The following is a 12,745-nucleotide window of genomic DNA, read 5'->3' on the forward strand; positions in this document are numbered from 1 at the left end:
GCGGCCGTCACTGTGACCCGGCGGCCACCACTTTCGCCGTGACGGGCTCCAGTTCGGCGACCAGTTCGTCCAGCTCGGCGGGTGACAGGGCCTCGTACGGTGGGGCGGCCAGCTCGTCGGTCAGAGCTTCGACGCGCTCCTTCGTCTCCCGGCCGGCGTCGGTGAACCTGCCCTCCGCGTCGACGAGTCCGCGCTCGCGCAGACCGTCCATGACCGCGGCCAGCCGCTCCTTCGGCAGGTGGTGGACCCGTCCGAACGACTCCGGGGGATGGATGCCGAGCTCCAGCGCGGAAAGGATATGCGCCTCCGTGCCGCCGATGCCGGCGCCGACGAGGGCGGCGATGTGCCCGTCGCCGCGGTGCTCGCGCAGCATCGTCGCCGAATGCCACAGCCGGGCGACCGGATCACTCGGCACGGGCACGGTGCGCATCCCGGCGTACATCACCCTGCCCTCCGTGGGTGCGCCGGTCGCGGCCTTGGTCGTCAGGTCGGCCGCGCGCACGAGGCCCGGGGAGCCGGCCAGTTCGCCGCCGAGGATCCGCCGCAGGGAGGCCGCACTGCCCCGTTCCCGCGCGGCGAGGGACTCTTGCGGCGGGATCGTCTCCCACGCGCTCGGGATGTGCCGGGCGGCCTCCCCGTCGGCGAAGTTGTAGAAGGCCGCGTGCACGACCTGTGCCGGCACGCGCCCCAGCGGGGCGGCACGACTGGCGAAGTAGCCGTCCCAATAAGTGCGGTGGCCGAGGGCGGCCAGCGCGTCGTTGCACTCGTCGGCGAAGAAGGTGACCAGGCAGATCGGCTCCAGGAGCTCGAACATGCGGCGTGCGGTGTGCGTCATGGCCCACATCATGCTCGCGACCACCTCCTACCCGTCGGACGAAACGTGCCGTCAGTTCTTTGTTTTCTTTTCGGAGTTGGCGACGGACCCTCGGTCTTCTCCGCCCGACGAGGTGAGGAGTGCCGACTCCTCCGGCGAGAGGCGTATCGCGCCGGCGGCGATGTTCTGCTCGAGATGGACTGGATCGCCGGTTCCGGGGATCGCCAGTACGTGCGGTCCCTGCCGCAGGGTCCATGCCAGCCGGACCTGCGCGACGGAGACGCCGTGCGCGCGGGCGATGTCGCGCACCGCATCGCCGTCCTCGGCGGCGGCCGGACCCGCCTCGCGACCGGGACCGGCGATCGCGAAGAACGGGACGAAGGCGATGTCCAGTTCGCCGCAGCGTCGCAGGAGCGCCTGGTCCTCGCTCGGTGCGCCGATCCCGTAGGGGTTCTGCACGCAGACGACGGGGGCGATGGTCAGGGCCTCGGTCAGCTGCTCCGACGTCACGTTGGAGACGCCGAGGTGGCGGATCAGTCCGGCGTCGCGCAGCTCGGCCAGCGCGCCGAAGTGCTCGGCGATCGAACCCGACCGCCGGTTCGGGGGGACGCGCAGGTTCACCACGTCCAGGTGATCGCGTCCGAGTTGGCGGAGGTTCTCCTCGACCTGGCCGCGCAACTGCTCCGGCGTCGCCCACCACCACGCGCCCGACGGGTCGCGGCTCGGCCAGACCTTGGTGGCGATGACGAGGTCATCCGGATACGGGGCCAGAGCCCGGTTGATCAGCTCGTTGGCGGAGCGGGTCGAGGAGAAGTAGTAGGCGGCGGTGTCGATGTGGTCGACGCCGAGTTCGACCGCGCGGCGGAGCAGGGCGATCGCCTGCTCGCGGTCACGCGGCACGCCACCGCTGAACGCCTCGGTTCCTGTCAGACGCATGGCGCCGAGTCCGACGCGGTTGACGGTCAGATCGCCGAGTCGCCAAGTACCGGCTGCGGCGGCGGTGCTGGCAGGTGGGCGCAAGGACATGGATCTCCTCCGGATGGCTGGGAACGCGAGAGCGACGAGGTCGCGCCGCCGTCGGGTGACGCAACGGGTCGAGGACCCCGAAACGGGCCGCCGAGCACCGGGCGACGCAGTCCCCGGCATGAAAAAAGCCTCCCCGAGCGGATCGCAACCCGCCCCGAGAAGGCTCACGTGACAGCCAGGATTCTAGCAGGGCAGGGCAGGGCAGGGCAGGGCAGGGCAGGGCAGGGCAGGGCAGGGCAGGGCAGGGCAGGGCAGGGCAGGGGTGGCTCGGCCGGGCGGTGCGGTGTCACTCCGGCGCGGGTCGGCCGTCCTCGTTGGATTCGAGCAGGTGGCGGGTGCGGCGTAGCAGGGCGTGTCTCACCTCGTCGGGGGACAGCACCTGGAGGGGCGTGGCCAGGCTGAGCAGGTAGGCGGCGAGGCCGTCCGCGTCGGGGCCGCCGACCTCCACGACGGTGGCGTCCGGGCCGTCCGGGCGGTGGGTGCCGACGGTGGGCGGTACGAGCTTCAGCGCCCGGCTCATGGGGACGAGGAGACGGGCCGTCACGTACAGCGGGTACGCGCCGGTCGCGATGCCCCGTGAGACGAGGAGCGCCGGGTCGGGCGGGTCGTGGAGTTCCGCGGGACGTCCGGTCGACCGGACCTGCGTGACCCGGTCGGCGCGGAACGTCCGCCACTCGTCGCGCGCCACGTCCCGGGCCACGAAATACCAGCGTCGCCCGGTGTGCACGAGGCGATGCGGGTCGACCTCCCTGACGGTGGCCTTGCCTTCGCGGTCGCGGTACGAAAGGCGGGCGCGTTCTCCCAGGCGGCAGGCGGTGGCCAGGTCCAGCAGCATGCCGGACGGTATCTGCGGCGCGTCGGACCTCGGGGTGTGGACGAACGCGGCGTCCATGCCGGCGAGCCGGTCCGCGACCCGGGACGGAAGGGACTGCCGGAGTTTCAGCAGCGCCGACAGGGCGGCCTGGTCGCTGCCGAGGACACCGCTCAGCGCGGCCTCGCGCAGGGCGACGGCCACGGCGAGCGCCTCCTCCTCGTCGAGGATGAGCGGTGGCGCCTGGCTGCCGCCCCGGAGCCGGTAGCCGCCCCAGGGGCCGGGATCGGACTCGACGCCGTAGCCGAGTTCGCGAAGCCTGGCGATGTCCCGGCGGACGGTGCGGTCGGTGACGTCCATCCGGTCGGCCAGCTCGCCGCAGGTCCAGGACGGCCGGGCGGACAGCAGCGAGACCAGGCGCAGCAGGCGGGCGGATGTGCTGATCACGTCCCGAAGTCTGCCTCACGACCAGGACCGGAACTGTCCGGGTCACGGCATAGCGTCTCCCCCATGAGCACCCCGACCGCATCCCCGTCCACGATCCGCTACGCGGCCGTCACGTTCGACTGCCCGGATCCGGCAGAGCTGGCCCGCTTCTACGGCGAGGCCCTCGGCCTGCCGGTCGTCTATTCCAGCGACGACTTCATCATGCTCGGGCAGGAGGGCTCGGCCGGGCTGGGCTTCAGCCGGCTGGCCGGCTACCGGCGGCCCACCTGGCCGGACCCGTCCCAGGAGAAGCGGGCCCACCTCGATCTCGGCGTCGACGACCTCGACGCCGCCCAGGCCCGGCTGCTGGCCCTGGGCGCGGTCGAACCCGCTTCCCAGCCGCAGCCGGACCGCTGGCGGGTGCTGCTGGACCCGGCCGGTCATCCGTTCTGCATCTCCACCCTGGTCTGAGGGGGCCGGGCGAGAGAGCACGGCAGCGCGCCCCGGCTCCCCCCGTCAGCGACCGGGAGGGGAGCCGGGGCGCCCTGCCTACAGCGCGTGCGGGCCGTCCGTGCGTCCGTCGCGGAGCAGGGCGCAGACGAAGTTCTCCTCGATGGTGCGCAGCTGGTTCAGCAGGGTGGGGTCGCTGGTGGCGCTGATCTGGGTCGTGATCGAGAACGTCAGCGAACGCCGCCCGTCGGGGGTGGCGGCCATCAGCTGGGTGTATCCGGGGAAGTTGCCGGTGTGGCCCAGCACGACGCCGCACCGGGTCTCGTAGCGGTAGATGGCCAGGCCGGCGCTGTTGCGGCCCGGTCCGGCGGGCTCGGACGCGCCCGGGATCCAGCGGCGCTGCTCCCGCACGACGTCCTGGCCGTAGAGCGCGCCGGAGGCGTATCCGCGGATGAAGCGGGTCAGGTCGGCCGGGGTGGAGACGATCCCGCCGGAGGCCCATGCGCCGGAGGCGCTGAGGAGTTCGCTGACGTCCTGCGGTGACGCGGGGTCGCTCACGTCGTACCCGTGCAGATAGGGCTCGGGCAGGCGGTAGCCCTGCGGGAGGCTGGTGTCGCGCAGACGCAGCGGCCGGTAGACCAGTCGCCGCAGCAGTTGTTCGTAGGGGGTGCCGGTGACCGCTTCGGCCATCAGGGCGACGGCGATGTTGTCGGAGTTGGAGTACGCGTAACGGCTGCCCGGACGGAACCGCAACGGCTCGTCGGCCACGTAGTCGAGGAGGTGACGGGAGTCGAAGTGGTGGCGCGGGTCGGCACTGACCGTCGCGGCGAACTCGAGGTCCTGCGAATAGTCCGGCAGACCGCTGGTGTGCTGGAGCAGTTGCCGCAGCGTCACCTGGCCCCAGGCTGCGGGAAGCTGCGGGAGGCGCTGCCGCAAGGTGTCGTCGAGGCCCAGTGCGCCGCGGTCGACGAGGGACAGGGCCACCGCCCCGCTGAAGGCCTTGGCCGTGCTCGCGATCCGCATGTGGTCCGTCGGCTGCGGCCGCCGGCCCGTCGCGAGGTCCGCGACGCCGGCCCGGAACACGCGGGTCCTGCGGCCGTCGCGCAGCAGTGCGATGACTCCGGGCGGACCGCCCGGCTCGCTCACGAACCGGTCGATCTGTTCCTGAAGCGTGCGGTCCTGCGCCGGCCCGGTGGCGGCGCCCGCGGTCGCCGGCGCCAGGACCGCCGACGAGGCGACCGCGAGGACGAGCACGGACCCGAGACGTGATCGCAGCACGCCACGGAGTGAGCGCGCGAGGCACTGGGGCATTCAGGCTCCTGAGGATGGACGACGGGCAGTTGCAGCTCAAGCGTCACCGGCCGTGAAGACCGGCGCGCTTCCCGTTGCTGCAAACAGCCCAGTCGCCCCCGCGTGCCGCCCGCGCCGAGACCTCCGGCTGCGCTTGATCTTGCCGCTCAGACGTTCACATCTTCAGGCGTTCAGCCGTTCAGCGTTCAGCAGGTGGAACTGCTGGAGATCCTTATGCCGGTGACGCTGTAGGCGTTCGAGAACACGGTCTCGGTGTTCGGCGCGAGACAGATGGAGCTTCCGTCCTGGAGCCGCAGATACGCCACGTCGTCGTTGCGGGTGTTGAGGACGTGGTAGTGCGGGCGGGACCTGACCGTCTGGTAAGAACTGGTGACGTCGCGGTACTTGGTGATCGGCGTGCCCGCGTTCCAGGCGTGCTCGTCCACGTAGAAGCAGACGTAGGGATACGGACAGCCGTTGGTGGAACCTTCCGCGTGGGCTGCCGAGGCGTTGGCCACGGACAGGGTGGCGACGGCCATGCTCGCGCCCGCGAGAGCGGCCGCCTTTCGGACGAGGGACTTCATCGGACCTCCAGGAAGTAAGGGATCGGTACGGTGTGCCTACGCCACGCGTCACGCTCACGGCGCGCACGGCGTGAGCACGTGGGCACGTGGGCAAGGGAGTGGGTCGGCCCGTATGACGGCTGCTCGGTGCGGCCGGTTGCTCTCGCGGTCGCGGATGCGGTTGCGGTCGCGGTCACGGTGCAGCCGCCCGGCAAGGCCGGCGCGACGCCAAAAGCATCGGCGGGCACCGCTGTTCGGGGCAACTCCGGTCGTGCTCTTGGGACAATGGAACCATCCCAGCCCATCTGACGTGCACTTACATGGGTGCCTGGGATGCGGGATCACAGGCGGACGACGGAGGAACGGTGTCGGGTCGGGACGAAGTGGAGGAGTTCGCCGCACTGTTGCGCCGGCTGAAGGACCGCACGGACCGGAGCTACGGCTCCCTGGCCCGCCGGGTCAACATGAACACCTCCACGCTGCACCGCTACTGCGCGGGCGAGGCGGTGCCGCAGGACTTCGCGCCGGTGGAGCGGCTCGCGGCCTTCTGCGAGGCGACACCGCAGGAGCGGTTGGAACTGCATCGGCTGTGGCTGGCGGCGGTGGCGGCCCGGCAGCGGGTCCGCAGCCCCTCGTCCAGCGAACCGGCGGCGGCTCCCGCATCACTCTCGCAGCTGCCCCCGTCCTCACCCGCGCAGCCGTCGTCGCCCTCGGCGTCGGCTCCTCCTCCTGCGTCGCCTGACTCCTCGGCATCGGGGGCGCTGCCGGCCGGCTCCCCTCCCCCTCCCCCTCGCCCCCGGCCCTGGTACCGGCGACGCCGGATCTGGGCGGCGACCGCCGTGGTCTGCGCGGTGCTCGCCACTCTGCGCGGCACGACCGATCCGCCGGACGGCCGTTCCCCGCAGGCGAGTGCCGCACGGTCCGGGGGGCCCCGCGCGGCCGCCTCCAGCGCACCCCACCAGTCGGTGAAGCCGTCGGCGAGCGCCTCCCCGACCTCTTCCCGCGGCCCCACGTCACCCGGTCCCCGGCACACGGATCCCGTCGCGAAGGCGGTGGGCGGCGGCCCGTCCGCGCGACCGGCCTCCGGGCTCCCCCTGGCCTGGAGCACCTCCCTGATCTGGGACATGGGCTGCGGCCAGGACTACGTAGTCGACAAGCCGACCGCGCAAGTGCCCCCGCCGCCGGTGGAGCAGGACGCCGGGGCCTGGGCGGTGTCGCAGGGCGCGGTGCACGGGCGGGAGACGAGGGTGCGGATCTCGGTGCAGGGGCGCTCGTCGACCGCCGTGGTCCTGGAGGCCCTGCACGTCCGCATCGTGAGCCGGGACAGTCCGTCGACGGGGATCGCCTACTCCATGGGGCAGGGCTGCGGCGGCGACCTCACGCCCCGCAACTTCACCGTGAATCTGGACGCCGACCGTCCCATCACCCGTCCGCGGGACGGCTCGGACAAGGGAGAGAGCATCCCCGCCGTCCACTTCCCCTACCGCGTCTCGGCCGAGGACCCGGAGGTGCTGCTCGTGGACGCGACGACGCAGACCTACGACGCCCGCTGGTACCTCGAACTCGACTGGTCGTCGCAGGGCCGCACCGGCACGATCCGCATCGACGACCACGGCCGCCCGTTCCGCACCAGCAGCATCAAGGGGCTGCCGCACTACTGGTTCGGCACGGACGACGCCGGCGCGCGAGCGTGGGTGCCCTTGGACGACTAGCCTCTCCGCCGCGCGCCCCGCACCCCGCGCCCCTCTCCCCTGCACCTCGTTTCGTTCGTCCCCTCATCCACCCCTTCCGTCCCGTGATCCGGTCCGGGTGGGATGTGCACGTAGGCTTTCGGCGCGCGGCCGGACCGGGGCGCGCCGGGCCGGCGCCCGGGACATCCGACCGAGGGAGCATGCGGCTGTGACGGACGCGTACGGCGCGCACGAGGAAGAAGTCCTGGCCCGGATCGCCGCGGGGCTCGTCTACACCGAGTCGGAAGCCGCCTTCCAGGCTCCTCGCCGCCGCGCGGACGAGATCTTCGCGTACAACCGGACCCCGCCGGGCGACGCGGACAAGCGCCGTGCGCTGCTCGTCGCGATCCTGGGCTCGGTCGGTGAACGCACGGTGCTGCTGCCGCCGTTCCACGCCGGGTTCGGCAGCAACGTCCACATCGGCGACGACTTCTTCGGCAACGTGAACCTGACGTTCGTCGACGACGTGGACATCCGCATAGGCGACGGCGTCATGATCGCCCCCAGCGTCACGCTCACCACCACGGGGCACCCCGTCCACCCCTCGCGCCGCGAGGACTTCGGACGGTTCTCGGAACCGATCGTGATCGAGGACAAGGTGTGGATCGGCAGCAACGCGGTGGTCCTGCCCGGCGTCCGGATCGGCTACGGGTCGGTCATCGGCGCGGGCAGCGTCGTCAGCCGGAGCATTCCCCCGATGAGCGTCGCCCTCGGTGCACCGTGCCGGGTGATCCGCGCGATCACGGACGAGGACCTCACGACGCGCACGCCCGGTTCCTCAAGGATTCGTCGTGACCCGTGACCCGTGACCCGTGACCTCGTACACGGGGCGGGCGCGGGACACTTCCCGCCCCCCGGCCCCCCTCACCGGGCCGCCCGGTGGCGGGAGGCAGCCCGGACGGGGACGGCGGGGCCTTCGGGGCTCAGCCGCCGCTCTTGCGACGGAACGACCGCTGGCTCGCCGCCGGACCGTGCGCTCCGTGGATCTTCGACGTGGAGGCGTTGGCGGCGGCGTCGCCCGCCTCCGCCTGGGCGCCGCGCTTGCGCGCCAGAGCCTCGCGGAACTTGCGCTTCATGTCGTTCGGGTCGCCCGGGTCGTTCGTGTCGCTCTGATCGTTCTGGCCGTCGACGTCGGACGAGAGGGGACCGCTCTCGCCGTCGACCGGCTCCGTGCCTTCGGGTGATGCAGACTCTGCGGCCATGGTGACCTCCTGGCACTGGGCAGTGGAGAGCACAGCTTGTCATGCCGGGCGCCGCGCGAGCGCCGACGTCCGCCGTCACCGGCGGGCGGAGGCGGCACGCGCGTGTGGCGGCCGGCGCGCGAGGCCTGCGGGCGGAGCATGCCACGAATGACGTACGCGATTCGGGGGCAGCCGCGAAGGATGCAGGGAAACCAGACGTATGCCACGAGCACCGCACACGGTCGGCCTGTAGGCGAAGGCTCCGCACCAGAACGGCCCGAGGGAAGGCACCGGCGCACCGGACGACGGGGGGGCCGGTGGCATCGGAGGGTTCTGGCCTACCGGGAGGTCGAGCTGCTGCCCTCGTCGGCTCCGGTGGGGGCCGGTGAGGAGTGCCTGCTGCTGGTTCACATCCGCAAGGTGGTCGGGCAGGTGACCTACCGAGCCTGCGACGAGTGCGCGCAGGGCGTGATCACGGACGTCGTCCTCGACGAGCCGTTCCGCGACTGTGGGCTCGGCACCCGCGCGCTGTCGCATCTGCGGTCCCGGCATCCCGGTGTCACCTGGCGGACCACGATGGAATCCCGGCTCACCCGCGGTCTGCTGCGCCGCATGCGCATCCCGCGCGTCCCGCACAGCCCCGGTGCGGCGGCGGAGGGCGCCTGCTCGCACCTGCGAACCGTCCCGCCCGCCTCGTCCGCCCGTGCCGCTGCTCCGTCCGACTCCCGAACCTCCGCCCCCTCCTGAGGGGAGGGCGCGTCGCTCGGACGAGGTGCGGTGCGTTCGGGTGCGGTGCGCTGCTCGGCGTCCCGAAGCGGCAGGTCTGCACGGGGACATCAGGGGCAGACGGTGGATCGGCCGCAACGTCCGCGGCCCACACCGCCGTACCGGCGCCGACCCGTGGGAGACATGATGCCGACCGCCGCACCGGAGAGACGGGCCGAACTGCCCGGCGAGAGACCGGGATCCGCCCGTACGAGCCGTTCGTTCGCGCTGCCGAGGGGCGTGGGCCGGACCGCCGCCCGCATCGGGGCGCTGACGGTCTGCCAGGGCGCGCTGATGGTGGGCCTCGGACTGCTGATCACCGGACCCGCCCGCGGGTGGTGGCCGATGACGGTCGAGGACGACGTCAACGTGGGCTTCGAGCGGGCGCGGACCGGCACTCTCACGAGCCTGTCGTACGTCGGGTCGGAGTTCGGTGACACGCTCACGGTGATCACCGTCACCGTTCTGGTGTGCGCGGGCCTGATCCTGGTCCCCCGTCTGCCGATGTGGCGTCAGGCGTCCTTCCTCGCCGTCGCCGTGTCGCTCCAGTCGCTGGTGTTCCTGGTCATCACCGAGGCGGTGGACCGTCATCGCCCCGACGTGGACCGCCTCGACGCCTCTCCGCCCACCTCCAGCTACACGTCCGGTCACACCGGGGCGGCCACCGCGCTCTACGGCGGGCTCGCGGTGCTCGCGCTGACGCGGCTGCGCGGGCCGTGGCGGCGGATCGTGGGCGGGCTGCTGCTGCTCGTGCCGCTGATGGTGGCCGTCTCCCGCCTCTACCGGGGCATGCACCATCCCACGGACGTCATGGGCGGACTGGCCAACGGCAGTCTGTCCCTGCTGATCGTGGGCCGTGCGCTGTTCGCCGACGGCACCGTGACCGCTCCGGTCGAGGCGGACGCGCCGTCCGCCGACCGCGCGGGGGCGGCCGCGGGCGTGCCGGAGCGGGGCCGCACCGCGGTGGTCTTCAACCCCACGGTGACCGGTGAGGCCGACCGTGAGGCGCTGCGGGAGGTCCTGGAACGCCACGGCCACCGCGCTCCGGAGTTCATCGAGACCACGGCGGAGGACCCGGGCACGGGTCAGACGGCGGCCGCGGTGCGCGACGGCGCCCGGCTGGTCGTGGTCTGCGGTGGCGACGGCACGCTGCGGGCGGCCGCCGACGCGCTGGCCGGCAGCGATGTGCCGCTGGCCCTGGTGCCCTGCGGCACCGGCAACCTGCTGGCCCGCAACCTCGGTCTGCCCCTCTCCCCCACGGCCGCGCTCGACGCTGCCCTGCGCGGGGCCCCGCGCCGTATCGACCTCGGCCGCATCTCGGGCGACGGTCTCGCCGCCACCCACTTCGCCGCCATGTCCGGCGCCGGACTGGACGCCGCGATCATGGAGCGCACCGACGACCGCGCCAAGTCCGTCCTGGGCTGGCCCGCCTATGTGCTGGCCGGCGTGGGCGCCCTGCGCACACCGAGGATGCGGCTGACCGTCCGGCTCGACGACGCGCCCGCCCTGCACCGCACCGCCCGCATGGTGCTCATCGGCAACGTCGGCACCGTGCAGGGCGGGACGACGCTGCTGCCCGCCGCCCGCCCCGACGACGGTCTGCTCGACCTGCTGATCCTCGATCCGCGCGGCGTCGGCGGCTGGATGCGTGCGCTGGCGACGCTGCTGCGCGGCGGCGCGAAGCCACCCCGGCCGTCGGCGGTGGACACGGTGACGGCGCCGGATGGTGACGGCGCCGGTGACGGGGTGGGCGTGCCCGTGGAGTTCTTCACGTTCCGGCGGGCCGAACTGGCCTTCGGCGACGACCCGCAGTCCCGCGAGCTCGACGGCGATCCGGTGACGCCCGGCCGCCTGCTGACGGCCGAGGTCAGGCCGGGCGCGCTGACCGTGCTGCTGCCGTCCGGGGGTGCGTGACATGGGTACCGCGACCAAGGTCCCGGAGACGCGGGACATGACGGGCGACGAGCTGTCCGCCGACGAGGCGCTGGTGTCGCTGCGCCGGTACGGCAGCTGGGCGCTGCTGCGCGACTCCTTCGTCCGTTTCCGGTACGCCGACGGCTTCACCCACTCCCGGGCGCTCGCCCTCCAGACGGTGCTGTCGGTGATACCGCTGGCCATCGCGTTCGTCGGACTGTCCACCACACTGCACACCGAGAACATCGGACGGATCGCCGAACTGACGATCCACCGGATGGCCGAGGGGCCCAGCGCCGACGTGGTCGACGACGCCCTCGACCGCAGCCGGCGCTCGGCGGGCGACGGCGCGCAGGTCGCCCTCTGGTTCGGTCTGCTCTTCTCCCTGGTCAACACCACCACGGCGATGTGCCAGGTGGAGCGCGGCGCCAACCGGATCTACGGCAACGAACGCGACCGCCCCTTCGGGCAGAAGTACCTGCGCGGCCTGGTGATGTCCGTGAGCGCGGGACTTCCGCTGGGACTCGGGTTCATCGTCATGGTGGCCGGCGGCGACCTGGCCTCCGCGGCGGTGAGCGTCTATCAGCTCGGCGACGGGGCCCGCACGGCCTGGGAGATACTGCGCTGGCCCTCCGGGCTGCTGCTCGCGCTCATCTCCGCCAGCGTGATCTTCCGCCGCTCGCCGCGCCGCAAGCAGCCCGGCTACACGTGGCTGGCCTTCGGCGCCGCCGTGTATCTCGTGCTGTGGACGGCGCTGACGTGGCTGCTGAGTCTCTACCTGGGGATCAGCGGCTCCTTCGACACGGTCTACGGGCCGCTCAGCGCCTTCATGTCGTTGCTGCTGTGGGCCTATCTGACCTCCATCGCCCTCTTCCTCGGGCTGGCCTTCGCCGCGCAGCTGGAGGCCGCGCGGGCCCAGCGGTCCGAGCCGATCGAACCCGATCCTGGAGTCTGACATGGTTGTGCGAGCCGCGGTGCGGCGTCTTCGAGACCATCGTCGCCGGACGGCCGACCGCAGGTTCGGCGCCCGGCTGCTGGGCGCGGCCGTGGTGGCCGCCGTCGCCGCCGTGCCCTTCGGGCTGCTGCTCGTCCTCGTCGAGGGCCGGTGGCGGCCGCTGCGCCGGCTGGACGCGGGCGCGGCCGAGCGACTGCACCACACGGCCGTGACCCACCCGGCGTGGACCCGCGCCTTGCGCTTCCTCTCGGACTGGGTCTGGGACCCGGCCGTCCTGCGTACGGTCGTGGCGCTGCTGACGCTCTGGCTGCTGTACCGCCGGGCGTGGCGGCTGGCCGCCTGGTCGGCGGTGACGGCGGTCGCGGGCGGGCTGATCGGGCTTCTGGTCAAGACGGTGGTCGAGCGGGCCCGTCCGTCCCTGGAGGACCCGGTGGCGCATGCGCCGGGCTTCTCCTTCCCCTCGGGTCACGCGATGACGGCGACGACGTCGTTCGCGATTCTGCTGCTGGTGCTGCTGCCGTTGGCGCCCCGCGCCTGGCGGCCCGCGTGCTGGGGCGTCGCGGTGGTGTCGGTGCTCGGGGTCGGCTTCACGCGGGTCGCGCTCGGCGTGCACTGGTTCAGCGACGTGGTGGGCGGCTGGCTGCTCGGCCTGGCCGTCGTCACCCTCACCGCGTGGGCCTTCGAGGCGTGGCGCGCCGAGGCCGGCCGGGGCCGCGCCGAGGTGAGCGAGGGTCTGGAGCCCGAACTCGTCGACGCCCACCCCGAACCCTGACCGACGCCCGCCCCGGACCCTGACCGACGCCCGCCCCGGACCCTGACC

13 protein-coding genes are annotated in these 12,745 nt (G+C 72.7%); 7 read left to right on the top strand and 6 right to left on the bottom strand.

Annotated features, from left to right (window positions below; genetic code table 11):
• Positions 1-7: 7 nt before the first annotated feature.
• The 3 genes from ACGFSH_RS30410 to ACGFSH_RS30420 form a co-directional block, all read right to left on the bottom strand.
• Positions 8-835 (bottom strand): MarR family transcriptional regulator, encoded by an 828-nt coding sequence (locus ACGFSH_RS30410; RefSeq protein WP_393354074.1) that lies wholly within the window; start codon positions 833-835, stop codon positions 8-10.
• A 51-nt stretch (positions 836-886) separates the two neighbouring features.
• Positions 887-1,840: an aldo/keto reductase gene (locus tag ACGFSH_RS30415; protein ID WP_393354076.1), complete on the bottom strand. Its 954-nt coding sequence runs from the start codon at positions 1,838-1,840 to the stop codon at positions 887-889.
• A gap of 286 nt (positions 1,841-2,126) precedes the next feature.
• A complete protein-coding gene (locus ACGFSH_RS30420; RefSeq protein ID WP_393354078.1) occupies positions 2,127-3,098 on the bottom strand; it encodes a helix-turn-helix transcriptional regulator in 972 nt (323 codons plus the stop codon).
• Positions 3,099-3,161: 63 nt separating this feature from the next.
• Between ACGFSH_RS30420 and ACGFSH_RS30425 the strand changes: the two genes are divergently transcribed.
• Positions 3,162-3,548: a VOC family protein gene (locus ACGFSH_RS30425; protein ID WP_393354080.1), complete on the top strand. Its 387-nt coding sequence runs from the start codon at positions 3,162-3,164 to the stop codon at positions 3,546-3,548.
• A 78-nt stretch (positions 3,549-3,626) separates the two neighbouring features.
• On the opposite strand, the gene ACGFSH_RS30430 is transcribed toward ACGFSH_RS30425, so the two are convergent.
• Positions 3,627-4,838, bottom strand: a complete 1,212-nt coding sequence (locus tag ACGFSH_RS30430) for a serine hydrolase domain-containing protein (RefSeq protein WP_393354082.1) — start codon at positions 4,836-4,838, stop codon at positions 3,627-3,629.
• Between the two features lie 185 nt (positions 4,839-5,023).
• Entirely contained in the window at positions 5,024-5,401 is a 378-nt protein-coding gene (locus ACGFSH_RS30435) for a hypothetical protein (RefSeq protein ID WP_393354084.1), read from the bottom strand.
• Between the two features lie 344 nt (positions 5,402-5,745).
• Between ACGFSH_RS30435 and ACGFSH_RS30440 the strand changes: the two genes are divergently transcribed.
• Positions 5,746-7,092 (top strand): helix-turn-helix domain-containing protein, encoded by a 1,347-nt coding sequence (locus ACGFSH_RS30440; protein ID WP_393354086.1) that lies wholly within the window; start codon positions 5,746-5,748, stop codon positions 7,090-7,092.
• A gap of 187 nt (positions 7,093-7,279) precedes the next feature.
• Positions 7,280-7,912 carry a sugar O-acetyltransferase gene (locus ACGFSH_RS30445; RefSeq protein ID WP_393354088.1) on the top strand — a complete coding sequence of 211 codons (633 nt, stop codon included), beginning with the start codon at positions 7,280-7,282 and terminating at the stop codon, positions 7,910-7,912.
• 121 nt (positions 7,913-8,033) lie between these two features.
• Here ACGFSH_RS30445 and ACGFSH_RS30450 read toward each other — a convergent pair whose 3' ends face one another.
• Complete coding sequence (locus ACGFSH_RS30450; protein WP_393354090.1) at positions 8,034-8,312, bottom strand: DUF5302 domain-containing protein; 279 nt, start codon at positions 8,310-8,312, stop codon at positions 8,034-8,036.
• 411 nt (positions 8,313-8,723) lie between these two features.
• Between ACGFSH_RS30450 and ACGFSH_RS30455 the strand changes: the two genes are divergently transcribed.
• The 4 genes from ACGFSH_RS30455 (at position 8,724) to ACGFSH_RS30470 (ending at position 12,697) form a co-directional block, all read left to right on the top strand.
• Positions 8,724-9,038 carry an N-acetyltransferase gene (locus tag ACGFSH_RS30455; RefSeq protein ID WP_393354092.1) on the top strand — a complete coding sequence of 105 codons (315 nt, stop codon included), beginning with the start codon at positions 8,724-8,726 and terminating at the stop codon, positions 9,036-9,038.
• A 165-nt stretch (positions 9,039-9,203) separates the two neighbouring features.
• Positions 9,204-10,970 (top strand): diacylglycerol kinase family protein, encoded by a 1,767-nt coding sequence (locus ACGFSH_RS30460; RefSeq protein ID WP_393354094.1) that lies wholly within the window; start codon positions 9,204-9,206, stop codon positions 10,968-10,970.
• A 1-nt stretch (position 10,971) separates the two neighbouring features.
• Positions 10,972-11,925, top strand: a complete 954-nt coding sequence (locus ACGFSH_RS30465; protein ID WP_393354096.1) for a YihY/virulence factor BrkB family protein — start codon at positions 10,972-10,974, stop codon at positions 11,923-11,925.
• 1 nt (position 11,926) lies between these two features.
• On the top strand, positions 11,927-12,697 hold the full coding sequence (locus ACGFSH_RS30470; protein ID WP_393354098.1) for a phosphatase PAP2 family protein: 771 nt from the start codon (positions 11,927-11,929) through the stop codon (positions 12,695-12,697).
• Positions 12,698-12,745: the final 48 nt, after the last annotated feature.

It is taken from the genome of Streptomyces sp. NPDC048481 (assembly GCF_043200075.1).
Taxonomy (GTDB): domain Bacteria; phylum Actinomycetota; class Actinomycetes; order Streptomycetales; family Streptomycetaceae; genus Streptomyces.

Excerpts from the sequence above, each read along its gene's own strand:
- ACGFSH_RS30465 (WP_393354096.1), top strand. The coding sequence starts at position 10,972 with ATGGGTACCGCGACCAAGGTCCCGGAGACGCGGGACATGACGGGCGAC.
- ACGFSH_RS30450 (WP_393354090.1), bottom strand. The coding sequence starts at position 8,312 with ATGGCCGCAGAGTCTGCATCACCCGAAGGCACGGAGCCGGTCGACGGC.
- ACGFSH_RS30430 (WP_393354082.1), bottom strand. The coding sequence starts at position 4,838 with ATGCCCCAGTGCCTCGCGCGCTCACTCCGTGGCGTGCTGCGATCACGT.
- ACGFSH_RS30410 (WP_393354074.1), bottom strand. The coding sequence starts at position 835 with ATGACGCACACCGCACGCCGCATGTTCGAGCTCCTGGAGCCGATCTGC.
- ACGFSH_RS30425 (WP_393354080.1), top strand. The coding sequence starts at position 3,162 with ATGAGCACCCCGACCGCATCCCCGTCCACGATCCGCTACGCGGCCGTC.
- ACGFSH_RS30460 (WP_393354094.1), top strand. The coding sequence starts at position 9,204 with ATGCCGACCGCCGCACCGGAGAGACGGGCCGAACTGCCCGGCGAGAGA.
- ACGFSH_RS30470 (WP_393354098.1), top strand. The coding sequence starts at position 11,927 with ATGGTTGTGCGAGCCGCGGTGCGGCGTCTTCGAGACCATCGTCGCCGG.
- ACGFSH_RS30415 (WP_393354076.1), bottom strand. The coding sequence starts at position 1,840 with ATGTCCTTGCGCCCACCTGCCAGCACCGCCGCCGCAGCCGGTACTTGG.
- ACGFSH_RS30435 (WP_393354084.1), bottom strand. The coding sequence starts at position 5,401 with ATGAAGTCCCTCGTCCGAAAGGCGGCCGCTCTCGCGGGCGCGAGCATG.